General features: G+C 45.2%; 17 protein-coding genes. 11 read left to right on the top strand and 6 right to left on the bottom strand.

All coding sequences use genetic code 11. The annotated features are described in order from the left end of the window. Nucleotides 1-34 precede the first annotated feature (34 nt). The 3 genes from LPB68_RS18735 to LPB68_RS18745 all read left to right on the top strand — a co-directional run bounded on the left by LPB68_RS18735 (nt 35) and on the right by LPB68_RS18745 (nt 4419). Nucleotides 35-1105: an SGNH/GDSL hydrolase family protein gene (locus LPB68_RS18735; RefSeq protein WP_068656153.1), complete on the top strand. Its 1071-nt coding sequence runs from the start codon at nt 35-37 to the stop codon at nt 1103-1105. Nucleotides 1106-1490: 385 nt separating this feature from the next. Further along, the gene (locus tag LPB68_RS18740; protein WP_068656151.1) at nt 1491-3059 is read left to right on the top strand and encodes a class I adenylate-forming enzyme family protein; all 1569 of its coding nucleotides are present in this window, start codon (nt 1491-1493) and stop codon (nt 3057-3059) included. Between the two features lie 508 nt (nt 3060-3567). Next, nucleotides 3568-4419 (top strand): phosphotransferase enzyme family protein, encoded by an 852-nt coding sequence (locus LPB68_RS18745; protein WP_082865613.1) that lies wholly within the window; start codon nt 3568-3570, stop codon nt 4417-4419. A gap of 319 nt (nt 4420-4738) precedes the next feature. Here LPB68_RS18745 and LPB68_RS18750 read toward each other — a convergent pair whose 3' ends face one another. Further along, nucleotides 4739-5185, bottom strand: a complete 447-nt coding sequence (locus LPB68_RS18750; RefSeq protein WP_082865612.1) for a transposase — start codon at nt 5183-5185, stop codon at nt 4739-4741. Nucleotides 5186-5837: 652 nt separating this feature from the next. Here LPB68_RS18750 and LPB68_RS18760 point away from each other — a divergent pair. From LPB68_RS18760 to LPB68_RS18785, 6 genes are all read left to right on the top strand, one after another. Next, nucleotides 5838-7265, top strand: a complete 1428-nt coding sequence (locus LPB68_RS18760; RefSeq protein ID WP_198402119.1) for a family 43 glycosylhydrolase — start codon at nt 5838-5840, stop codon at nt 7263-7265. Nucleotides 7266-7319: 54 nt separating this feature from the next. Then, nucleotides 7320-9572, top strand: a complete 2253-nt coding sequence (locus LPB68_RS18765; RefSeq protein WP_068656145.1) for a glycoside hydrolase family 95 protein — start codon at nt 7320-7322, stop codon at nt 9570-9572. 81 nt (nt 9573-9653) lie between these two features. Next, the gene (locus LPB68_RS18770) at nt 9654-11078 is read left to right on the top strand and encodes a glycoside hydrolase family 43 protein (RefSeq protein WP_068656143.1); all 1425 of its coding nucleotides are present in this window, start codon (nt 9654-9656) and stop codon (nt 11076-11078) included. Between the two features lie 27 nt (nt 11079-11105). Next, nucleotides 11106-12620 carry a glycoside hydrolase family 43 protein gene (locus LPB68_RS18775; RefSeq protein WP_068656141.1) on the top strand — a complete coding sequence of 505 codons (1515 nt, stop codon included), beginning with the start codon at nt 11106-11108 and terminating at the stop codon, nt 12618-12620. 494 nt (nt 12621-13114) lie between these two features. Continuing rightward, entirely contained in the window at nt 13115-14647 is a 1533-nt protein-coding gene (locus tag LPB68_RS18780) for a carboxylesterase/lipase family protein (RefSeq protein WP_068656139.1), read from the top strand. A gap of 17 nt (nt 14648-14664) precedes the next feature. After that, the gene (locus LPB68_RS18785; protein ID WP_237087897.1) at nt 14665-15198 is read left to right on the top strand and encodes an alpha/beta hydrolase; all 534 of its coding nucleotides are present in this window, start codon (nt 14665-14667) and stop codon (nt 15196-15198) included. 396 nt (nt 15199-15594) lie between these two features. On the opposite strand, the gene LPB68_RS18790 is transcribed toward LPB68_RS18785, so the two are convergent. The 3 genes from LPB68_RS18790 to LPB68_RS18800 all read right to left on the bottom strand — a co-directional run bounded on the left by LPB68_RS18790 (nt 15595) and on the right by LPB68_RS18800 (nt 19282). Beyond that, entirely contained in the window at nt 15595-17328 is a 1734-nt protein-coding gene (locus LPB68_RS18790) for an extracellular solute-binding protein (RefSeq protein ID WP_157756161.1), read from the bottom strand. Between the two features lie 74 nt (nt 17329-17402). After that, nucleotides 17403-18371, bottom strand: a complete 969-nt coding sequence (locus LPB68_RS18795) for a carbohydrate ABC transporter permease (RefSeq protein ID WP_068656135.1) — start codon at nt 18369-18371, stop codon at nt 17403-17405. Beyond that, nucleotides 18368-19282, bottom strand: coding sequence for an ABC transporter permease subunit (locus LPB68_RS18800; RefSeq protein WP_068656133.1), 915 nt, complete (start codon nt 19280-19282; stop codon nt 18368-18370). Before LPB68_RS18800 ends, LPB68_RS18795 begins: the two co-directional genes overlap by 4 nt. Before the next feature lie 466 nt (nt 19283-19748). Between LPB68_RS18800 and LPB68_RS18805 the strand changes: the two genes are divergently transcribed. Next, complete coding sequence (locus tag LPB68_RS18805; protein WP_082865611.1) at nt 19749-20921, top strand: glycoside hydrolase family 27 protein; 1173 nt, start codon at nt 19749-19751, stop codon at nt 20919-20921. A gap of 200 nt (nt 20922-21121) precedes the next feature. Here LPB68_RS18805 and LPB68_RS18815 read toward each other — a convergent pair whose 3' ends face one another. Both LPB68_RS18815 and LPB68_RS18820 read right to left on the bottom strand, forming a co-directional pair. After that, on the bottom strand, nt 21122-21928 hold the full coding sequence (locus LPB68_RS18815; protein ID WP_068656127.1) for a helix-turn-helix domain-containing protein: 807 nt from the start codon (nt 21926-21928) through the stop codon (nt 21122-21124). Nucleotides 21929-22021: 93 nt separating this feature from the next. Next, nucleotides 22022-22786 carry a helix-turn-helix transcriptional regulator gene (locus tag LPB68_RS18820; protein ID WP_068656125.1) on the bottom strand — a complete coding sequence of 255 codons (765 nt, stop codon included), beginning with the start codon at nt 22784-22786 and terminating at the stop codon, nt 22022-22024. A gap of 221 nt (nt 22787-23007) precedes the next feature. Between LPB68_RS18820 and LPB68_RS18825 the strand changes: the two genes are divergently transcribed. Further along, nucleotides 23008-24147 (top strand): 5-methyltetrahydropteroyltriglutamate--homocysteine S-methyltransferase, encoded by a 1140-nt coding sequence (locus LPB68_RS18825; RefSeq protein ID WP_068656123.1) that lies wholly within the window; start codon nt 23008-23010, stop codon nt 24145-24147. The last annotated feature ends 196 nt before the right edge of the window (nt 24148-24343 follow it).

Raw genomic sequence — 24343 nt, forward strand, 5'->3', positions numbered from 1 at the left:
TAACTGATATACAAGCTGCGAAGGAAGGTTCATTATGTCCCTAAAAACTCAAGTATTTAAAGCAACGGATAAACATGTGAAAAGCATCGGGCGGACCCACTATTACAACGATGTGCTGTGGCTGGCTCTCTCAGGCGGTGGTATAGAATTTTCATTCTATGGGACGAAAGCGGAGATCACAATAAAGGGAGATTCCATTGCAACAACGGGTGATAATCTGACCCGGATTGGCATTAATGTAAATGGAAAACGGATTATTGACGATCAAGTGGATAAATCGTTGAAATCGTATACTGTATTTGAAAGTGATACTGCGCAGAACGTCACCATAAGGCTCATAAAACTCTCAGAGGCGGCGATGTCAACGGTTGGGATTCAAGAGATTGCTGTCGATGCTGCAGATGGCATTATGCCAACCCCGCCAAAATTACATACAATTGAATTCATCGGTGATTCCATTACTTGCGGTTATGGAGTCGATGATGAGCATGAACTGCATTCTTTCTCCACAGCTACAGAAGATGTTACGAAAACCTATGCTTACCTAACAGCGCAGCAGCTCAATGCTGACTATAGCATGGTTTCGTACAGCGGATATGGCATCATTACAGGCTACACGGAAAATGACCACAAGCTTACCACGCATCTTCTTCCGAATTACTATGACAAAGTGGGTAAGTCTGACGGGAAATTTGACGACACTCTGCTGCCCCAAGACCTACCATGGGATTTCAATAAGTTTGTGCCCGGTCTGATCGTCATTAATCTTGGAACGAACGACGATTCATACACTAAAGAGGATACCGGCAAGCAGATGGAATATACTCAGAAATATGTTGAATTTCTGAAAATGGTCAGACGCAACAATCCCCATACTCCAATTCTGTGTACTCTGGGTATCATGGGGGATAGGCTGTATCCTTTTGTTAAGCAAGCAATAAAGCACTATACACATGAAACAGGCGATAGCAGTATTACCTCAATGAAGTTTGATGTGCAGCTGGCAGCTGACGGATACGCAGCCGACTTTCACCCGTCCCAGGTCACTCATAGCAAAGCGGCGAAAAAACTGACTGCTCATATCAAGGAATTTTTGAAGTGGTGATTTAGCGATGGAGAGCGGATATCTGGAGTGGTTTTCAAAAATATACCTGTGCTTTCCATTAGACGTTAGAATACATGCGGTAATGTTATCCTTATGAATATCCCAGCCATAGTAGCAGTATTGACGGATTCTAACCATTTTCATCATCTGTGGTGTGGCGCTTGCGCTGCATGCATGGCTAACGGGTAACGATAGTTAAATAATACACTTTGATGAGCAGGCGCTAAGGTAGCCTGCTTTTCTCATTGAGGTAACGGGAGATTAGTTCAGTGATTTATTAGGTGATCTAATAAAGGTAATTCAAAAGTGTTATACCTATTATTTCCAACAATATGGTACACTCTCAATAATACTAGTTTTCATACCGAATTAAGGGGGTAATGATTTGTTTCTATTCGAACGGTTACCATTAGCAGCAAGTTTGTTTTCTGATGCACCAGCACTTTTACGAAATGGGCAGACTATTACTTATGGGGAGCTTCATCGTCTCGCTGAAAAGCTCGGAATTGCCCTCTATGTTGAGGGTCTCCGGCCAGGAGATCGACTTGCTATTCTCGGGGATCCTGATCCCCAGATGGTTGTTGCGCTCTATGCTGCGGTTGGGATTGGTGTTATACCAACTGCTATTTCACCGTTGCTAAGCCCTGCAGAAATTGCAGCTATTCTTGATGACGCTGAACCGAACTTCCTAATCCATGACAATCGCCACGCCGAAACCGCTTACTCTGCTGTAAAACTTCTCTCGAGCTCTCCGACACTGTATAACACTGAAGAAGGTTCGAGTTCTAATTCGTTAAGATCTCTTTTGCAAAAGGATTTTGCATCACTACCAATTGGCATGTATGACCGTAAAATTGATGATATAGCCGTACTTATTTATACAGGAGGAACGACAGGCAGACCGAAGGGTGTAATGCATTCACATCGTGGAATGGCAGCTTGGAATCATTTTACTCCTTCCGCTGGGTTCGGATATGATATTGGTCGTCGAGTGCTAGTTCTTAACCTATCGCACCTAGTTGGGCAATTTCAACTGTGGGCGACCATGGCAGCTGGGGGATGTCTGGTTTTTCTCGACGAATATCCGGCTAACGTTCAGCGTATAGTTGAGGCTGTGGAACGCGAACAGATTACGCACCTCAGCACAGTCGGACAAATGCTTCGTGACCTGACCAGAGAGGTTTCCGCTACTGGTAGAGATTTGCAAAGCCTCAAGATAATTGGTTGTGGTGGCTCCGTCATCTCACCGGCTACTCTAGAGAGTGCGATTGCACAGTTCCCAGGAGCGTTGATCGTCAACAACTATTCTCAAGCGGAATGTGGGATGGCGATCAGTCGAATGCTACCCATACATCATGTAGATGATCCGATTCGTCTGCGATCTGTAGGTCGTCCAGCCGACCTATCCGCTCAGGGAGAACATGCCTTTCAGGTTCGAGTTATCACCGCTGAGGGACGGGAAGCAGTAGAAAATGAGCCTGGTGAAATCGTTGTTCGCGGTGCTCAAACGATGTTAGGGTATTGGCGCCAACCAGAGACTTCTTGTGAAACAATAACGAGCGAAGGGTGGATTCGAACAGGCGACGGGGGTTGTCTGGATGCTGACGGTTATCTATATGTATTAGACCGTCTGAAGGATATGGTCATCGTAGGTGGTTCTAACGTGTTCTGTCCTGAAGTGGAACAAGTGATCTTGGCCAATGAACAGGTAGCGGAAGTGGCTGTTATTGGACTTCCACTACCCATCGAAGGAGAAGAACTCGTGGCTTGTATAGTTCTGCGAGACGACGGTAGCTTAGAACTGGAACAGTTGTGGTCGTTTTGTGAACCTAGCCTTGCACGGTATAAATGGCCGACTAAGATATTTATGCTCGCTACTCTCCCTAGAACTGCCGTGGATAAGGTTGATAAAAAAAGTCTGCGCATGCAATTATCATTATTCGCTAAGAGTTAAACACATAGACTTAGAGTAATATTTCCATAATCATTGGAAGAACTCATTATTTTGAATATGAAATTAGTTAAAATTATATAAGCAGTTTAGTAAAAGATCAGCAAACATCATAAAATCACTTTATAAGCAATGATTATTTATTTATAGATACTATTCAACTATACGAACGGGCAGGATAATGTAACGCTTCATCAATGGTTTACATTGAATGGAGAAACAATAGCTGACTAAATACGTCACGAGACTGCGCATAATTTCTGTGTTCTGATAAGTCTCAATAATTTACCGCGAAGGCAGGATTCTTGTTTGTTACATGATAAGAGAACGTTAAAAAGGGGATTTATTATGAACAACAACTTTCCAATCGATAGCGATATAAATCGGAGTCTTACATTGAAGAAAACGAAACAAGCGGCGCTTAACGCTTTGCATGAATATGAGGTTGACTAGAGCTCCATTCACTTTATCCAAGTATCTGAGCATGTTACCTTCCGCATAGAGAGCGGTGATGGAGAGAAGTTCTTGCTCCGCATTCCCAATGAGCAAGTCGCGAGAGGAAACCGTATCCGAACTGGAATGGTTGGCGACTCTCAGGTCTAAGGATCTTGTCGTGCCTGAAGCCGTGCTGAACCGGGAAGGGGCTTTCGTCACAGATACTTCTACAGGCGGCGGGCAACGATATTATGCGACCTTGTTGAGATGGATCGAGGGTGAGCACTTGGATAAAAGGGTGCTTAAGGTTGAGAGCATCCGAAAAATGGGTACACTGATGACGCAACTTCACGAGGCAAGCTCCGATTTTTGTCCATACAAAGGTTTTACGCGCTCTTCTTGGGGTAGAGAGAGCTTTCAACGGGACTGGGAGCATTTGCAGAGTCATTACCGGCATTTCATTTCAGATGAAGCCTTTGAGTTATACACCACGGCTGCAGCTAAAGTGGCAAGTCATCTCGAAAGGTTGGAACCAGATGGAAGTAATTATGGAATGATTCATGCAGACTTACACAATGGCAATGTCGTTTTTCGCAACGACGAACCGTATGCCATCGATTCTGGTAGGTGTGGTTTTGGCTATCATCTCTATGACATGGCCCAGTCTATCATGGGGTTACTTCCTCCCCAGAGAGAGCTTTTCATAAAGGGGTATGAGCAGATCAGAAAAATGGACGAGAACTTCATCCCGAAATTGGAGTGCTTCTTCATCATGTCGATCATCGAGGCATACAGCTTCCATGCTGAGATTGCGCTCGAGACTGAAGGTCTGATCGAAGAGCAACCCTATGCACAAGCGATATTGAGAGCCTACATGAATGGGGTGCCGTTCATGTTTCAGCCACTTGATGAGATCATCTTAAGCTAGTCATTCATGGACCTATTAATTTAAAATACTTTCTTAGAGGAATGAAAGATACATATAATTGTAGAAACTGTATCATTTAAATATATCTTTAGAGTTTATCGTTCAGATAGAAGATATAAATCAGGATATCTTTTCAAGATTAGTATATGAGCACTCAAACCGAACCTAAAAAGCTAACTGTTACACCATTTAGATATGATATCGTTGGTAGCTTCCTTCGACCCCACGCGTTGAAAGATGCTAGATAAAATTCAAGAGCGGCGAAATTACCGCCGAGCAATTGAAGGAAGTAGATACATCCCACGCAATAATTCTTCTACTATATAGATACCTTTAGCCGGCCCGAGCATCCATGTAATATCCCACATCCAAACTTGATTTGGACCCGTTTCACAATGTGTAGAGATTGGTTTAGAACTGGATTTACTTCTTCCGCGACACTGCCATTGGCTTGCATACAAGCATTACGCCAAGCTTGGATTTGTTCAACAGACAGACCTTTACTGCGGCAGTATCCTGCTAGTTCAATTTCACTAAGCGTTGCAGTCTCAACAACAATGGAAAACTTGTCCTGTGTGCTCCAACGTTCTGATTCTGTCTCTCCACCAGGAACAGCCATTCCTTTTGATTTAGCATTCTTCTTCCAATTGTATAATGTAGCTTCTGTAAGTCCCGTTTCCCTTGCTATTGTTTGAACCGATTCATTCTTCGGCGGCATCATTCTTGTAACTATTGAGTATTTAAATTCTTCGTTAAACCTTGCCATAGATTTACTCCTCCGCTAGAACTTCTATTCTAACTCTATTAATTATAGAGGTCTATGACAACTAGCCTAACACAGGGGGGAGCCAGCAAGCTGAAGAAGTTTAGACAGTTGTCGTAATATCGGCGGACCCCGGTGCGCAGCGGTGTATCCCAGAACAGCTTGACGAAATGCGGCTACTTCCCAGAAATCGTTGTCCTGTTCATCCGTCTGCAGGGTAAATAATTCATTGAAATGCGGAAGATCGTAGAAGGGATCACTGAAAGGAGTTTCAGGATGAATTTGATCAGCTTGGTCACCGGGTCCCACATCGGATTACATCTTCCGACATTCCGTTCTCCCGGAAAAGGTTTCAGTATTCTCCCGTATAAAAGGAGCCTTTATTAAAGAAATTCTTAACAATCCTCGAATGGATATAATTTTGCCAAAGTATAACATAACTAGAAGTGTAGAAATTAAAGCGTTTACTTTGAAATTTATAGGTGTTTCGGACCAGGTTCTTCCGCACCGTAATTCATTCGCGGAAAATCACCTATGATCTAAGAATAGATCAATGTTAAGTGGTTATATGTCATGGACTTCGGTAGGCCGCTTCACTATACTGTAAGGGACAAACCGTGAAGCAAAAATTAATCATGACAAAGGTGAAAATTCGATGATAAAAAAACAAGGATTAAATCCATATCTCCCGTCTTGGGAATATATCCCTGACGGTGAACCATATGTTTTCGAAGGAAGAGTTTATGTGTATGGCTCACATGACCGTTTTAACGGACATGCTTTTTGCTTGAATGACTATGCCTGCTGGTCTGCGCCGGAGGACAATCTGGGAGATTGGCGTTATGAGGGTGTAATCTATGAGACTACGGATGATCCGCTTAATCGTGATGGAAGCATGTGTCTTTATGCTCCTGATGTCACCGTTGGACCGGATGGGCGGTACTATCTCTACTATGTGCTAGACAAGGTTCCCGTAGTATCGGTGGCTGTCTGCGACAAGCCGGGTGGTAAGTATGAGTTCTACGGATATGTAAAATATGGCGATGGAACACGCTTGGGGGAAAGAGAAGGTGACGAGCCGCAGTTTGACCCAGGTGTGATGACTGAAGGTGAGAACACCTATCTTTACACCGGATTCTGTTCCTTCGGGGATAAATCTAGACACGGCGCAATGGCAACGGTGCTTGGACCGGATATGCTCACGATTATCGAAGAGCCTGTATTTGTTGCACCGAGTAAGCCTTACAGCGAGGGGAGTGGCTTCGAAGGATATGAGTTCTTCGAGGCCCCTTCCATCCGTAAAAAGGGAGATACCTATTACCTTATCTATTCCTCGATTTCCATGCATGAACTGTGCTATGCGACCAGCCAGCATCCGACCAGAGACTTCACCTATCAAGGAGTCATTGTAAGCAATTGCGATCTTCACATTGATACGTACAAGCCGGCGGACCAACCGATGTATTATGGCGGCAATAACCATGGCAGCATTGTTGAAATTAATGGTGAATGGTACATCTTTTATCATAGGCACACCAATGGAACGGCATTCTGCCGGCAGGGATGTATCGAGCGAATCGAATTCCGCGAGGATGGCACTATTCCCCAGGTGGAGATTACCTCCTGCGGTTCGAACGGAGGACCACTGGAGGGCCGGGGAGAATATCCGGCATACCTGGCCTGCCATTTGTTCTGCAAAGATCAGGAAATGTATACGGGAGGCTTTGGCCCTACCGGAGCATGGATGGACAGCCGGTTTCCGAAGATTACCCAGGGCGGCAGGGATGGCGACGAGGAAATTGGCTATATCGCTAATATGACGGATTCGGCTACCGCCGGTTTTAAATATTTCGCATGCGAGGGAATCACCAAAGTCAAAATCAAGGTGCACGGATATTGTCAGGGTGAGTTTGAAGTCAAAACATCATGGGATGGACCGGTACTCGGACGGATACCGGTAGGCTTTACGAATATCTGGAAGGAATACTCTACTGATCTGGCTTTACTAGACGGTGTACAAGCTCTGTATTTTACGTATACCGGTAATGGTGGTGCCAATCTGGCTTCATTTACTCTGGAATAACATACGGCATATTTTGATGTAAGAGATAGTAGAAGATTAAAGGAGTATACCATTATGATAAACACGGGATACAGGCAGCGATTGTGGTACAACCAACCTGCGGAAGAGTGGAACGAGGCTTTGCCGATAGGAAACGGGCGGCTCGGTGCCATGATTTTTGGAGGTACGGCCGAAGAGAAACTGCAGCTAAATGAGGATTCCGTGTGGTACGGCGGTCCGCGTGACCGCAATAATGAGGATGCTCTGCCTCATTTACCCGAAATTCGTAAGCTGATTATAGAGGGAAGGCTTAGGGAGGCAGAAGAACTGGCAGCGATGTCGATGGCGGGACTGCCTGAAGCGCAGCGGCATTATTTGCCACTGGGCGAATTACTGCTATCCTTTGGCGACCATGAGCAGTCTGCTGAAGACTATAGGAGAGAGCTGGATTTGGAGCAAGGTGTTTCCCGAATTAAGTACCGAATCGGGGATGTGAGTTATAGCCGCGAAATGTTTGCTAGCTATCCGGATCAGGCCATTGTCATACGAATTTCCACCGACAATAAGGATGGAATATCCTTAAAGGCGAGGTTTACCCGCAATAACTGGCGATATCTGGAGAAAACAAAAAAATGGTTGAATAACGGTCTGATTATGAACGGTGATTGCGGAGGCAAAGGGGGCAGCACCTTTGCCGCTGTCTTGAAGGCAGTCACAGAAGATGGTCTCTGCCGAACCGTCGGCGAGTATTTGCTTGTGGATGGGGCAAGCTCAGTTACGCTGCTGCTTGCTGCAGGAACCTCGTTCCGCCATTCCGATCCGGACCTCTACGCCAAAAGACGGCTGGAAGAACTGAGCCAGGTTCCTTATGAAGAGCTGCTGGCTCGGCATACCGCAGATTACCGTGGGCTGTATGGACGGGTTAAGCTGATGCTACCAGAGAATCCAAACCAGAGTGGACTGCCGACTGACGAGCGGCTGAAACGGTTTCAAAAGGGGGAGGAGGATAATGGTCTGATTGTGACCTATTTCCAGTATGGCCGTTATCTGCTGATTTCTTCCAGCCGTCAAGGCTCCTTGCCCGCAAATTTGCAGGGTATCTGGAATGATAGCTTTACTCCGGCATGGGACAGTAAGTTCACGATTAATATCAATGCGCAAATGAATTATTGGCCTGTAGAAATCTGCAACCTGGCTGAATGCCATGAGCCTTTGTTTGATCTGGTTGAGCGGATGAAGGAACCGGGGAGGGTCACGGCCAGGGTCATGTACGGTTGTCGGGGATTCACGGCGCATCACAATACGGATATCTGGGCAGACACGGCGCCGCAGGATACCTACTTGCCAGCTTCCTTTTGGCCGTTGGGTGCCGCCTGGCTGTGCCTGCATTTATGGGAGCATTATCGGTTCAGTCAGGACCGTTATTTCCTGGCAAAGGCGTATGAGACGATGAAGGAGGCGGCACAGTTCCTGCTTGATTATTTAATAGAAGATGCGGAAGGCCGACTGATTACCTGCCCTTCCGTCTCTCCAGAGAATACCTACAAGTTACCTAACGGTGAGTCTGGAGTGCTCTGTGTTGGGGCTTCGATGGATTTTCAAATTATAGAAGCGCTGTTTGGTGCCTGCATCCGCAGTACTGAGATTATCGGCGTGGACGAGGCGTTTCGCGAAGAACTAGCTGCCGCTCTGGAGCGTCTTCCCAAACCACAAATTGGAAAGTATGGCCAGATACAAGAATGGATGGAGGATTATGAAGAGCTGGAGCCGGGACATCGCCACATCTCTCATCTTTTTGCGCTTTATCCCGGCGACGCTTTCAGCTTGGAGCATACACCGGAATTGGCTGAAGCTGCGCGTAGAACACTGGAACGAAGGCTTGCGAACGGCGGTGGTCACACCGGCTGGAGCCGGGCCTGGATTATTAACTTTTGGGCCAGATTGAAGGATCAGGACAAGGCCTATGCCAATGTCCGATCTCTTTTACAGCATTCAACGCTGCCTAACCTGTTTGACAACCACCCTCCGTTTCAGATTGACGGTAACTTTGGAGGAACGGCGGGGATTGCCGAGATGCTGCTGCAAAGCCACGCCGAAGGAATCAAGCTGTTACCAGCATTGCCGCAAAGCTGGGGCGAGGGAAGCGTCAAGGGGCTGCGGGCAAGGGGAGGATATACCCTCGATTTTGCCTGGGAAGAGGGGCTTGTTACTGAAGCGGTTGTGACTTGTACAGTTTCTGGCCCTTGTCGCTTAGATGCTCCCGGCCTTGTCCCCGTTTCGTTCACAGGACAAGCCGGGTGCTCCTATACATTTACACCAAAGGGATAAATATGATCCGAACACTTAGACTGTTCAATAGAACCCTTGGCCTAATGAAGTTCAAAAATTTAAAAAAATGGAGGAAATCAAATGACATTTCAATTGAATCAAGCAATCGGAAAGGTTCCATCTAATGGTAATCCCGTGGTTGCGAATAGATATGGGGCCGACCCGTATGCCCTGATATTCGGAGACCGAGTCTATCTGTACATGACCAATGACGCGCTGGAGTACGACGGGAACGGCGTGGTAAAGGAAAACACTTACAGCAGTATCAATAAAATTGCGGTAATTTCCTCCAGTGATTTGGTCAACTGGACCGATCATGGCGAGATTGCGGTTGCAGGACCGGACGGGGCGGCTAAGTGGGCTACCCAATCATGGGCGCCTGCAGCGGTCCATAAGGTGATCGACGGCAAGGATACATTCTTTCTGTATTTCGCCAATAATGCAAGCGGCATTGGCGTTCTGTCGAGTGACAGCCCGGTGGGACCATGGGTTGACCCTATCGGTGAGGCACTCATTTTGCGTTCAACTCCGGGAGTTGAGGACGTCACTTGGCTTTTTGACCCGGCGGTTCTGGTTGATGATGACGGCAAGGGTTACATCTATTTCGGAGGCGGAGTTCCGGAGGAAGAATACGCGGAACCAGGTACAGCACGGGTGATGAAGCTTGGAGATGACATGACCAGCGTAGTGGGTACTGCTGAGGTTATTCCTGCCCCGTTCATGTTCGAGGATGCCGGCATACATAAGCGGGAAGGAGTCTACTATTATACCTACTGTTCGAATTTCTATGATGGGGAACGTCCGGAGGGTAGTCCTCCTGCTGGAGAGATTGCATATATGACGAGCGACAAACCGATGGGTCCCTGGACATATCATGAGACGATATTAAAGAATCCGGGATATTTTTTCGGAGTGTCAGGCAATAACCATCATGCGATTTTTGAATTTCATGATGTATGGTACATCGCCTATCACGCACAAACCTTGTCCAAAGCACAGGGAATTGCGAACGGCTACCGTTCGACACACCTCAACCGTCTTATCCATAACGAGGATGGTTCCATTCAAAATATTGAAGCGGACTATAAAGGTGTGCAGCAAATCAAATTCTTAAGCCCTTATCAACGTATACAAGCGGAAACGATAGGGTGGAGTGCAGGCGTAAATACGGAAACTGGCGCAGCCTTGGGAGAAAGAAGAGTATCAGGAATTGACAATGGTGACTGGATTGGGTTATCAGGGGTAGATTTCAATAAAGGTGCCGTGGCATTTAGTGCTTCTGTCATAAGCTTAGAGGGCGGCGGGACCATTGAACTGCATCTGGACGATCCGGCAGGTCTATTAATTGGCGAACTGCTGGTTCCCGCTGCGAATGGGACGGAAAAACAGATGGAGTTAAAGACGGAGGTTAGCGGAGCAGAAGGGACACGTGACCTGTATCTAGTGTTTACGGGTAAGACTAGGTCTGAATTGTTTAAGCTTGTCTCATGGCAGTTTATGGAGTAGAGGAATTTATCCTAAGGGGGAAATACAGTGAATACCGCTACAATAACCAATCCTATCATGTGGGCAGATATTCCAGATGTTGACGTAATTCGGGTTGGTCCTATATTCTACATGGTCAGTACGAGTATGCATTCTATGCCGGGCTGCCCGATTATGAAATCGGTTAACTTGAAAGATTGGGAACTTGTGAATTATGTATATGATACCTTTGAGGATAACGATGCCCACCGGTTGCTGGACAGTAAAGGTATTTACGGAAAGGGTTCTTGGGCGGCATCCCTCCGCTACAAGGACGGGGTATTCTATGTTTGCTTTTCCTCTAATGACATGGACCGTTTATATATCTACCGCACAGAGGATATTGAACATGGAGTATGGGAGCGTTCGGTGATCCCGGGGCTTCACCATGATCCTGGTTTATTATTGGATGACGATAACCGCAATTATATGATTTACGGTAACGGTGATATTCGTATTAAGGAGCTGACGGAAGATCTTACGGCTGTGAAGCCCGATGGAACTGATCAACTGTTGCTCGAAGGCGAACGGACAGACATAGGTCTGCGCATCGAGGGCTGTCATGCCTACAAGCTGTACGGTTATTACTATTTGTTCTTTATTGAATGGCCGAGAACCGGAAATAAGCGCAGACGTCAGATATGCTATCGTTCGCGCGAGCTTCTGGGCCCCTATGAACGGAAAATTATTCTGGACGATGATCTGGGCTATCATAATAACGGTGTAGCGCAAGGCGGTCTTGTTGATAGCCCGTCTCAGGATTGGTATGCTGTACTGTTTCAGGATCATGATGCTGTCGGGCGGATTCCCTGCGTGCTTCCTGTAAGGTGGGAGAATGATTGGCCAGTCATCGGAGATAACGGTTCGTCACCTCAAATTTTTGAGACAAAGCTTCCTGTTGCGGAGCCGAAGCCGCTTGTAATCAGTGATGAGTTCGATTATGAGACCAATCAGCTGGCTCTGAACTGGCAGTGGAATCATAATCCGGATAATAGTCTATGGTCTGTCACAGAGCGGCCGGGATATCTGCGGCTCCGTACCGGTCAACCCGCAGACAGCATCCTATTGGCGCGAAATACACTGACGCAACGTACGGAAGGGCCGTCTTGCAGCGCGGAGACATTGCTAGAACTCTCAGGAATGCAGCCCGGCGAACGTGCAGGAATGGTGGCGCTGCAGAATGAGTATGGCATTGTAGGAATCTCAGCGGGGGAGCCAGGACAGTTCAGCATTAATATGTGTGTGAACGGCGGTGACGGCTGGGAGGAGACGGTGGAGAGTGTTGTGTTCACCGGTGAATACATTTATTTTAAAATTGAATTCAATTTTGAGGATAGCCTGGATCAGGCAAGGTTCTTCTATTCGGAAGACGGAACAGCCTGGAAGCCGATCGGCCGGACGCTGCATATGAAATATACGCTGGATCATTTTATGGGGTACAGAATTGGACTATTCAATTATGCGACCGATCATTCGGGCGGTTATGCTGATTTCAATTATTTCCATTATATTAGGCAAAATTAAATCAAGGCTTGCGATATGTACAGTGCAAGATTATGTGACAATTTTACAACACAAAGGGCGGCCCTAACGTGGCCGCTCTTTGTGTTGTGATACAAAATACTTGTCCCTATTAATATCTGTTTAGATTCGTTGTTGAAACAGCTGATGGCAATAGTTGGAGGCCGAAGCGAAAAGGGAGTACGCAGATGGAGTGAGCACCAGAAGTTATGCATTCAGGCCACCGGGTATCCTTCTTCTTTCTTCGGATAGATCAATTAATGGTCAGTAAATATCATTGTCTGAATCTCAGGATTTCTCTATAATTTATATTGTAAATAAGGAGATTTGGGCAAAATCCCGTAGGGTGTCACTGAGATATGAATTTATTATTATTAGAAATTATCAATAAAGAAGGGTGGTAATTTATTCATAATACAACAATAAGTAAATAAGAAATTTCATTGTTTTTGAGTAAATAAAAAAGAAAGCGCTTTTATTGAGGGAGGAGTAAAGGGATGTTAAGAGTAGTGCATGTTGAAAATGGTATGGTCCAAGGACTGCCGGCGGCTGATCCTCGTATTACCAGCTTCAAGGGAATTCCGTTTGCCGCCCCACCTGTGGGGGAGAATCGCTGGCGTGCTCCCCAGCCTGTGCAAGATTGGGAAGGGGAATTGAAAGCATATGATTTTGCCCCTATTTCGTTGCAGGCCCCGACCGTCATAGATGTGAATAATATTTATACCCGCGAATGGTCGGTTGATCCGGATCTTCCGATGGATGAGGACTGCCTTTACCTGAATGTCTGGACACCGGCCGTCAGCACCGATGAGAAGCTTCCCGTTTTTGTATGGTATTTTGGCGGGGGACTTCAGGTCGGCCATACAGCCGAAATGGAGTTTGACGGTGAACGCATTGCTCGCCGGGGGATTGTCGTAGTAACCGTGAATTACCGCTTGAACGCGTTTGGTTTTCTGAGCCATCCTGAAATTACTGCGGAATCGCCTGATGCTCCCGCGAATTTCGGACATTTGGACCAGCAGGCGGGTACTCAGTGGGTGAAACGCAATATCGCTGCTTTTGGCGGAGATCCTGACCAAATCACGATAGGAGGACAGTCTGCAGGTGGCGGAAGTGTGCTGAGCCAGCTGACTTCGCCGCAGAATGATGAGTTGTTTCAACGGGCCGTCATTATGAGCGGGATCTTTAACCCCTTGTACCCGAACAGTCCGGTCCCTCCGCACAACCGGACCCTTAAAGAGGCCGAAGAGGAGGGAGCAGCATTCTTTGAATATTTAGGAGTGTCGACTTTGAAAGAGGCACGTAAGTTGGACGCAGTATATCTCCGCGATAAAATGCTAGAATACGGGAAATTCTGGGGAACAGTCATGGATCAGTTGTATTGTACGGGCAATCCGTATAACCTTTTTCTGAAGGGACAGTACCATAAGGTACCGGTCATGCTGGGAAATACCTCGTCTGAATTTTTTAGTGTTCCTGACGCCAGCAGTGTGGATGAATTCAAGGCAAATGCTGTTGAATTGTTCGGCGCGGAAGCGGAAAAGTACCTTAATCTATGCACCGTTGATTCAGGAAATCTGGAGGAAATGATCCAGAAAGCTTCCGTGAATAACATTGAATATGCATCCCGTGTTGTCGTTAAGGCAAACAGCGATTCCGGCAGCCGCGTCCCGATGTATTATTACAGTTTTGATGCTGATATTCCGGGCTGGGATAATCCTGGAACCTTTCATTCGGTGGATCTGTGGTTTCATTTCGAGACACTGGCCAAATGCTGGCGGCCTTTTGTAGGCAAGCATTATGATCTAGCTCGCCAAATGTGCAATTATCTTGCCTATTTCATTGGCACGGGCAATCCGAACGGCAAAGATTCTACCGGTGAGGAGTTGCCTCTCTGGGAACCATGTACGCAGGAAGCGCCTTACGGCATGGTTTTTGCAGACAAGGCAGAATTTGTGGAGGAGCCGCCGGGTGAGGTTATGCAATTTCTGGTCGAGCAATATTTCGAGCGGCAGTCTATTCATAGATAAGAGAGGAATGAGCTTCAATGAACGAGAGTCAGCAGAATTATAAGATGCAAATGGTACCGTCTGGATATGACAAGGAAAGGGAAGACATTGTCCAGGGGGAGATCCATACCATAGAGTATCCCTCCACGACACTAGGCAATTCCCGGAAGGCAAGAGTATATACGCCGCCAGGTTATTCCGATAGGCAGGAATACAGCGTTTTGTATCTGCTGCACGGGATTGGCGGAGATGAGAATGAGTGGTACACTCACGGCAAGCCCCAGATCATTCTGGATAATCTGTATGCTGATCAAATGCTGAAGCCCATGATCGTCGTTCTTCCCAACGGCCGAGCGATGTTGAACGACCGGGCAGAAGGAGACATTTTTGCTCCGGACAAGGTGCAGGCGTTCGAAACATTTGAGTCGGATTTGTTCCATGATCTTATCCCCTATATCGAAGCGAATTATTCGGTCCGGACAGACCGAATGCACCGCGCCATTGCCGGATTATCCATGGGCGGAGGACAGTCCCTGAATATCGGTCTGAACAATCTGGACCGCTTCGCTTGAATTGGGGCATTTTCCCCGGCTCCCAATACGAAGTTACCCGAGTTGTTAGTCCCGGAACCACAGAAGACCACAGAAATGCTGAGTCTGCTCTGGCTATCGTGCGGTGATCTGGACAGTCTCAAGAATGTCAGCGACCGGACGTATGCCTATTTGACGCAGCATTCCGTACCACATATCTGGGTAGAGGAAAACGGCGATCATGATTGGCCGGTCTGGAAGAACGGCTTATATCAGTTCTCCAAGCTCATCTTTTAGCTGACTGCTCCAAGGTTACTCGCTGCATGCAGCCTTATAAGACAAAAAAGGGACGTTCCACACAGACCTGATCAGGCTGTTTGGAACGTCCCTTATCTTTGATTAAATCACGATATTGCAATCGCTTGTTGTAACCATGATTTATTTGCTCGCGACTGCATCAGCACGCAGTTTAACGATTTTTTGAGCTCTTTCCGTATCCACGGCAATGACATCATCCCAACCGAGACCGACCACATCAGTCTTCAGCTTTGTCCAGAGCTGATCGAACTCTGATTGATTCTTAGCGAATATCATTTTCCATGAGGTATTCTTAACATAATCTGAGATCTGGCTTCGTTTATTCTTAATGTCCGACGAATCCGACCCGAGACTTGTATTGATATTTGGCACGATATCGATCATATTGTTGTTCTGATAGTACTCTGTCGGGGTGCTTGCATTATAAGTATTCTGCCATTCCGTAGTTAGAGCTGTCTTATTCGCCTCGATGGTTGAGCTCCAATAATTGTTGTTGTAAAATTCACCTGTTTCCGGATCTACTACAAAATCGCTCATAATCATAGTGTTGATCTTGCTCTGCCCGTCTTGATATCCTCCGCCTCCGTACTGTTCAGGAACGGGGGTATTTTCTTGGAAAGCGATTTGACCTACTTCAGTCAGCTTAAACTTGCCGTTTGCCGTTTTTTCATAATTGAAGCCTTCAAATCCATTGGTATAGTAGCGAAGACCTTCAGGAGAGGCCAGCCAATCCATGAATTCAATGATTCTTTCAGGATTTTTCGCTTTTGAACCAACAGCAAATACTCTTCCGTTTCCGAAGTAGGCATCGCTATTCTGGATAATGTGAGTATCGGCGATCGGAATGGCAACATTCCCATCACCTTTAGTGCCTCTTTCAATGGTGTTATAGAAGCCTCTTTGCCAGGAATACCATAAGAGAAGAACCTGTTTATTGGTCAGCTTTTCAGAGACTTTATTCCAATCCTGGGATGGTGAGTCAGGGTCAACCAACCCCATCTGATTGGCGTCATAATAGAATTGGAGGATTTTCTTATACATACTGTTGTCGTCAACGAGCGGAACGATATCGCCTTTTGCATTCAACTGAATGGTCGAGGTTCCATCAGGTTGTTCATAGCCGTACCAGTTGCTCAACCAACGAACGTTCTCCATACTTCCATTGTCCCAGTCCTTCCAAAGGGTGATCGGAACGATCGCCTTTCCGTCCGGTGTCTTGGGATATTTCTCCTGCATCTGCTTCAGTACATTCAGCAGATCAGTCAGATTGTTCAGCTTGGGAGATCCGATTCCCTTGTAATAATCCCAAGGCATAATCGGACTGGAGTAAGGGATTTCTTCCGAGAATGTCGTTGGGGAAGTGTCCGATACAAAAGTCGGCAAGGCATAAATTTTACCTTCAGGATTTATACTTTCGAACGCAGCATTAAAGGGCTTAAAGTGATTGTCCACGTATTTGGACAGGTGTTCTGTATTCTTGATCTTATCCGTGATATCCATAATCATACCCGCTGGAATTAATTCCTCCAGCTGACTGTTGTCAATAATTAGGAGGTCACCCAAATCTCCCGATGCCGACCTTGTCTTGTATATCTGATCGCCCGCAACCTGCGGAGACAGAATATTTAGGGTGATGTTGAACTTATCCTTAATTAGCTTTCCGTACCATCCGGTCTGCTCTCCCTGGTAATTTGCTGCGTTATTGAACACGGTAATGGTCAGCGGTTTGCTGTGATCGATTCCTGCTCCAGGATCAGCTGACTCGGTTGATGTACCTGCTGCATTGTTGGAATTGCCGCTGCATCCGCTTAATACCATCGTTCCCAGAAGAAGAGTGGTGCCAAAGAGCAACATAGATTTTCTCGCCAGCTTACTGTATTTATTCATTTACAGCCCCCCAAATGATTAATTTATCATAACCGTGCAAATTAACCTTTCACTGCACCAATCATAATTCCTTTTACAAAAAATCTTTGAAAAGTCGGATAAACAAGCAAAATAGGTGCGACAACGATAATCGTAACTGTCATACGAATGGATGTGGTGGTTTGCTTGGTGGATAGACTGGCCATGGCGGTTGATCCGGCATTTTGCAGATTGACCATGGTGGATAAGGAGCTGGCTTGATTGATGTAGTTATAAAGAATAAACTGCAAACTGTACAATTTGCTGTCTGTAACCAGCAGCAGCGTATCCTGAAAGGAGTTCCACTGGTTCACCGCCGAGAATATGGCGACTGTAGCTAGTATCGGTTTGCTGATGGGCAAGATAATCTTGAAAAAGGTAGTTAGAGTCCCGGCACCGTCAATGCTAGCCGCCTGCTGCAATTCCTTCGGCGTGGATTCCACAAACGTTTTTACAAGAATGATGAAAAATGGAGCAACGATGGAGGGCAGGATGTATGCCAGGAAATTGTTGGTCAGATGCAAGGATCTCATGGTTAAATACCAAGGGATAATTCCGGCATTAAAAAACATCGTAATAATGGTAAACCGGTACCAGAATTTTTTCCCCCACATATCCTCCTGGGCAAACATGAATCCCAAAAAGGCAGAGGCCCCGACTGTCAAAAGTGTGCCTATTACCGTTCTCCCCAAAGAAATAACAAATGCATTCCATAACCCCGGGATCTTAAATACGTCAATATAATTCTGGAAGTGGATCCCCTTGGGCCAAAACACAATTGCACCTTTGGCACTGAGGTCGTTGGCGCTTATGGTATTGATAATGATCGAGTAAAAAGGATATACACAAATAAATGCAAAGAGAGAAAATAGGACATAGATCGTAACCGAAATTATTTTGTCGGTTGTACTCATCTGCATTTTGATTTTTTTGGAGACGCGGCTGTTATTTTTTTTGGCATTTGACGCTAGTTCTGTTTGGTTGTCACTCATACAATGCCCTCTCCTCTTAACAATTTGGATAGCCCGTTTACGGAAAAGAGAAGCACAACACTTATAAGGCTTTTCAGCATACTGATCGCGACGGAAACGGAATAACTACCGCCCCCCATGGCGAGGTTGTACACATATAGATCCAACACCTGTATGGTGTCTTTGTTGAATGCATTCTGGAAAACGAAATATTGCTCCAATCCATTGTTTAGGAATCCGGCAATTTGAAGCATCAATAGCACAAAATAAGTCGGCAGCATACTTGGCAAAACCACATGCCGGATGACCTGCATTCTTGTTGCACCGTCTACATAAGCTGCTTCATATAGGGATTCATCAATGCTCATAATCGCCGCTATATACAAAATGGCCGACCAACCCAATGACTTCCATGTCTCCCATATCCACATCGTAATCCAGACATGGTCCGATTTCTGAAGAAGGAGTACAGGAGTCTCGATAAGCCCCATCTGGTTCAAAAAGCCGTTGAAGATACCTTCACTTGAGAACATGGAAAATGCCAGTGAATATACCAATACCCAACTGATAAAGTTTGGAAGAGTGGTTACAGTCTGAATAAATTTACGAAAACGCACAGCTTTGATCTCCGTCAAGAAGATTGCAAAAACCATAGGAAGCCAAGAGAAAAGTAAACTCATTCCGCTTATGCCGAACGTGTTCTTGATTACCTGAAGCAGTTGATCGACCTTCACCTGGTTTTCTACTAAGGAACGAAACCATTTGAAACCAACAAATGGCGCTTGTGACAGCGGAATCGGCGGCATGTAGTCAAAGAACGCATAAACCCATCCATAGAGTGGGTAGTATGCAAAGACAGCAAGTAAAGCCATAAAGGGCGAAATATAAAGAAATTTTTTGATAGAATTGCTTCTTATGCTTTGACTACGCATCGTGTCACTCCTTTTTGTGAAATCAAAGCTTTCAAACGACCAACTTCGAGGTTCTCCCCCTTTCATAAACTAGACATACTTCAATTTGAAGATGGCTCCTGATGAACATCGAATACTTTAACCCCTTTAATTGACAACGCTTACACACTACGAAACTATAATAAATTATCAGTTCCTTTCAAACAATGACCTATCCTCACTAGTTATTGATCTATTGTTAGATGTAACTCAAAAAAGTTAAAATTTATATATTTTAATATCTAATTTATATTTTTGACAATCTCTGAGCGAAAATTTCGAAGGACGCGCTGTCCAGTGAAGGAGCTTTCTTTCTTCAGGAGAAAAGCAACATAAGTCGATGTGAAAGCAACGTCAAGCTATAGATCCAAAGAGTCGTGTATGGTTAAATACATAAAGATATTGCTTCTGCTCTTCTTACACCTAATCTTTAAGGATACGCGAAAGGATGATAATTGATATGTACGAACAACAACTCGGCTTGAAGCCGCCCATGGGATGGAACTCATGGAACACTTTTACTTGGGACATTAATGAGCAACTTATTCGGGAAGCTGCTGATACTATTGTCGCAGGGGGTTACAAGGATGCAGGGTATGAATATATCGTTATTGACGACTGCTGGAGCTTGAAAGATAGGGACGATGATGGCAAATTAGTCGCCGATCCTATTAAATTCCCAAATGGAATGAAGGCGCTTGCAGATTATATTCATTCGAAGGGGCTGAAATTTGGGATGTACTCTTGTGTAGGAACACATACATGCGCAGGGTATCCGGGGAGTTTTGAACATGAATTTCAGGATGCGGAATTACTGGCAGAATGGGGCGTAGATTTTCTTAAATATGATTATTGTTTTAAACCGAGACATATTTCAGGGGAACTGCTGTACAAACGCATGAGTTTAGCGCTTAAAAACTGTGGAAGAGATATTTTGTTTTCAGCATGTAATTGGGGCGAAGATAATGTATATCAATGGATTCGTGAGTCCGGGGCGCATATGTATCGCTCTACGGGAGATATTCAAGATAGCTGGGATTCCATCAAGAGTCTAACCTTGTCACAGCTTGATAAAGCGAGCTTTACAGGATCATACTGCCACAATGATATGGATATGCTTGTGGTGGGCATGTACGGAGGCAGCAACAGCGACTTTATCGGAAGTCAAATTGGCGGTTGCAATGATGTGGAGTACAAGACCCATTTTTCTTTATGGAGCATGATGGGATCTCCGCTTATGATCGGCAGCGACATCCGCAAAGCAAACCAGCCCACCAGGGATATTCTGATGAACCGGGATCTGATTGCCATCAATCAGGATGTGGAAGGCCGTGGTGCTTATCGTATCAAGCCGGAACCGCAGTGGTTTCATGCTGATGATGTGTTTATGTTGGTAAAAGTGTTAACTGACGGAGACGTTGCTATAGGCTTCTTCAATCTGAGCGATGGTCAAAGGGAAATGTCGCTGCAATTCTGGGATATCGGACTTCCCTATGCTTCCGGAAAATCGCTGTCGTTGTATGACTGCTGGGAGCATAAAGAAATCGGCGTATTCAGAGAAAGATACGCGCCTGTAGTTCCGGCTCATGATTGTCTAATTGTGCGGGCTAAACTGGTGTAAAGAAGAGCGTGAACATGAATAGAACATGCAAAAAATGCGGAGTACCCCTTATGACGGATGATGTGGCGATTTACCTCAAGCTTGTAACACGAAATGCTCAAGAATTCCTATGTATAGACTGTCTTGGCGAGCAATTGAAATGCGGACGCGAGCCCATTGAGCAATTGATTAAATACTTTCGTGAATCCGGGAAATGTGTGCTATTTCGCTAAAGCACTGTAAGCTTTTCTATATTGCGACGGAGTATACGAAGTTACTTTTTTGAATATCTTTGAAAAATACAACGGGTCCTGATAGCCGACGGAATAAGCCAATGACTTGATAGATAACTGAGAATTTGCTAATAATTCGCAGGCACGTTGAATCCTGAAAACGGTCAGATAGCCGGAAATGGATATCCCGTTTTCTTCCTTGAATAACCGAAACAAGTAGCTACGCTCAATCTTCACAAATCCCACTACATCCAGTACAGATAATGAAGATTTCCAAAAGTTGCTTTCAATGTATTCCCTTGCTGATAATACGTAGTCTTTTTTGAGAAAAGCTTGTTCACTAGGGTAGTACTCCATGTAATATGACAATAAAAGATGTAGTCCTGCATCAGAACGTTCTCGTTCAAAAGGCTCTATTCCAGCGGCCTTGATGATATGGAATAATGGTTTGAAATCTTGTGGAGATGCCTCCACGACCGGATGATCAGGCGCAATATTAATCATCGATACTAGACGTGAGGCCTCCGCTCCGTTAAATTCAATCCAATAATACTCCCACGGGTCCTGCGGATCAGGATAATAATACACTTCCGTATGCGGAAAAATAATGAAGCTTTCGCCTGTTTTCAGAGAGAAAGTAGTATGACATGTCTTCAAATATCCCTTTCCGCTTACAATATAGTGAACGGCATAAACGTCGCGGACACCCGGTCCCCATTGGTGTGAATTAGGAGGTTTATAACCGTTCCCTTTAAGAATTGAACGCTCACTGAAACTGTAACTCATTGAATTCATAGTCAGCTCCTGTATCCTTTGCATCAAGTTTTATGTTTGCTCGCATCGCCTAATTCTACGACATAATCAGTGCTACAAAATTATAATTCGGTATTAACCTTTTGCATACTTCTGAAAATTTCTGGGTGTTTGCCCAGTTATTTGTTTGAATTGCCTACAGAAGTGTTCCACATTTTGATATCCGCACTGGGAAGCCACTTCAGCAATGCTTTGAGCGTTGTGAATTAAGTATTCTTTTGCCATACGAATTCGGCTGTTGATAACGTCATCCATGCAGGAGATTCCAAACGTTTTTTTGTAGATGTTCTGGAGATAGCCTGGACTGATTTGAAGAAAATCCGCCATTTTTGAAACTGTCCAATAATCGTCCGGGTTGGTTTGAATAGCCGTGCGCAGTTTCAGTAATTTGTAGTATTGAGGTGTAATATCATCTTGGAAGTAGGATTCCCATAGTTTGTTGAACAGTGTCCGGAGCAAATAATCGATGGAAGATTTTTTGTAATCCCGGTTAAAATTATGCTCGATGACAAGCAATTCAAACAGCTTGTGGCAGTATTCTGGGTCACCCAGGGCAAAGGGAACCCCGAGTGGAAGTGGAGATTCCGTAATATAAGGTTCATTGGATTCGAAACGGATCCAGTCATTGATGAAATGATCGGTGCAAGCACGATAATAGACTTTCTGCGATGGACTATAGAGGATTGCGCTGTGAGCAGGATATTCCTTGAGCCCGCCATTTACCCAGAATTGCGCTGGGGTCTTGGTGATTACAAGTAGCCAGTGATAGCCCACGGGGACATCAATAACAAAATTGCTCGCGTGCGTAGTATTACTCTCAATATAGTGAATATGGGCCATCTTTTCCCCTCCTAGCGGTCATATCTATATTATATCATAGCGAGGATAATAGAATTGAATACAGCGAAAGTAGAGCCGTACACCCAAAAGCAACTGTTTCAGCATTCAAAAGCTTAGCTATAGCTAATAACTATAACCTGTCATAGCTTATTGGTAGATCGGTATAGCCAATCGGGCATGCTATACTAATTTTATAAATTATTTTACGAGGAGATTAGTATATGAGCACCCAAACCGAACCTAAAAAGCGAATTGTTACACCATTTAGATATGATATCGTTGGTAGCTTCCTACGCCCCCTCGCGTTGAAAGATGCTAGATTAAAATTTAAGAGCGGTGAAATTACCGCTGAGCAACTGAAAGAAGTAGAGAACGACGAAATCGTTAAACTCGTGCAGAAACAAAAAGAGGTTGGTCTTCAAGCTGTAACAGACGGCGAATTCCGCCGCTCTTGGTGGCATCTTGACTTCTTCTGGGGATTTGACGGTGTAGAACGGACAATTATTGATCAAGGCTATCAATTTACCGGCGCGGAATCCAGACCCGAAACAACTCAATTGACAGGCAAAATAAGTTACAGCAGCCATCCTTTTGTTGCAGATTATGCATTTTTAAAAGAAGTTGCAGGTGAGGACGTCATTGCGCGTCAATCGATTCCAGCGGCCGCGCAATTCTTGTTCGAACTGGACCGGACAGAAAATAAGGAAAGCACAAAGATCATATACCCGAATCGGGCTGAGCTTGTTTCGGATATTGCCAAAGCTTATAAATCGTCGATACTTGCTTTCTATGCAGCGGGCTGCCGCAGCATCCAAATCGACGATTGTACGTGGGGAGCGCTTTGCGACGAACAGTTTATAGCAATTATGAAGCAGATCGGCGTGAATGTAGAAGAATATGCGAAAGAATTTGCGAAATTGAACGAGGAAGTAGTATCCGGTCTGCCGGATGATCTCGTTGTAACCACACATGTATGCCGAGGCAATTATGTTTCGACTTATGCTGGAGTAGGCGGAGGTTATGAGCCTATCGTGCAAACGCTTCTGGGTATCAATAACTACTCCGGCTACTATCTGGAGTTTGATACCGAACGGGCAGGCGATTTCAAGCCACTGCGCTTCCTGAAAGACAATCAGCAGGTCGTGCTTGGCCTATTTTCCTCCAAATTTGGCGAGCTTGAAAGCAAGGAAGATATTCTGAATCGTATCGAGGAAGCAAAGCAGTACGTCGATTTAAACCGGATTTGCCTGAGCCCGCAATGCGGCTTCGCTTCCACGGAAGAAGGCAACCACCTGACAGAGGAGCAGCAATGGCGCAAGATTGCGTATATAAAAGAAATTGCTGACGAGATCTGGAATTAATAATAAGTCAAAAGTAGAAAAAAGATCCTTTAGCCGCCCGGATGATCATCCGTATGGCTAAAGGGCTTTTTTGATAAAAAGGATTTACATGTAAATATTAACAACACAAAAAAACATGTTACTATATTACCGACAGATAGTCGGTCTTTAGTGAAAGAGAATATTATGGACGCGCTGATTGAGGAATATAATTTAT

The sequence above is a fragment of the Paenibacillus crassostreae genome (assembly GCF_001857945.1).
Classification (GTDB): domain Bacteria; phylum Bacillota; class Bacilli; order Paenibacillales; family Paenibacillaceae; genus Paenibacillus_AQ; species Paenibacillus_AQ crassostreae.

Bases quoted from the DNA above. Each gene is read 5' to 3' on its own strand.
- LPB68_RS18780 (WP_068656139.1), top strand. From the start codon at position 13,115: ATGTTAAGAGTAGTGCATGTTGAAAATGGTATGGTCCAAGGACTGCCG.
- LPB68_RS18735 (WP_068656153.1), top strand. From the start codon at position 35: ATGTCCCTAAAAACTCAAGTATTTAAAGCAACGGATAAACATGTGAAA.
- LPB68_RS18795 (WP_068656135.1), bottom strand. From the start codon at position 18,371: ATGAGTGACAACCAAACAGAACTAGCGTCAAATGCCAAAAAAAATAAC.
- LPB68_RS18825 (WP_068656123.1), top strand. From the start codon at position 23,008: ATGAGCACCCAAACCGAACCTAAAAAGCGAATTGTTACACCATTTAGA.
- LPB68_RS18745 (WP_082865613.1), top strand. From the start codon at position 3,568: ATGGAGAGAAGTTCTTGCTCCGCATTCCCAATGAGCAAGTCGCGAGAG.
- LPB68_RS18815 (WP_068656127.1), bottom strand. From the start codon at position 21,928: ATGAATTCAATGAGTTACAGTTTCAGTGAGCGTTCAATTCTTAAAGGG.
- LPB68_RS18785 (WP_237087897.1), top strand. From the start codon at position 14,665: ATGAACGAGAGTCAGCAGAATTATAAGATGCAAATGGTACCGTCTGGA.
- LPB68_RS18760 (WP_198402119.1), top strand. From the start codon at position 5,838: ATGATAAAAAAACAAGGATTAAATCCATATCTCCCGTCTTGGGAATAT.
- LPB68_RS18750 (WP_082865612.1), bottom strand. From the start codon at position 5,185: ATGGCAAGGTTTAACGAAGAATTTAAATACTCAATAGTTACAAGAATG.
- LPB68_RS18800 (WP_068656133.1), bottom strand. From the start codon at position 19,282: ATGCGTAGTCAAAGCATAAGAAGCAATTCTATCAAAAAATTTCTTTAT.
- LPB68_RS18765 (WP_068656145.1), top strand. From the start codon at position 7,320: ATGATAAACACGGGATACAGGCAGCGATTGTGGTACAACCAACCTGCG.
- LPB68_RS18790 (WP_157756161.1), bottom strand. From the start codon at position 17,328: ATGTTGCTCTTTGGCACCACTCTTCTTCTGGGAACGATGGTATTAAGC.
- LPB68_RS18820 (WP_068656125.1), bottom strand. From the start codon at position 22,786: ATGGCCCATATTCACTATATTGAGAGTAATACTACGCACGCGAGCAAT.
- LPB68_RS18805 (WP_082865611.1), top strand. From the start codon at position 19,749: ATGATAATTGATATGTACGAACAACAACTCGGCTTGAAGCCGCCCATG.
- LPB68_RS18770 (WP_068656143.1), top strand. From the start codon at position 9,654: ATGACATTTCAATTGAATCAAGCAATCGGAAAGGTTCCATCTAATGGT.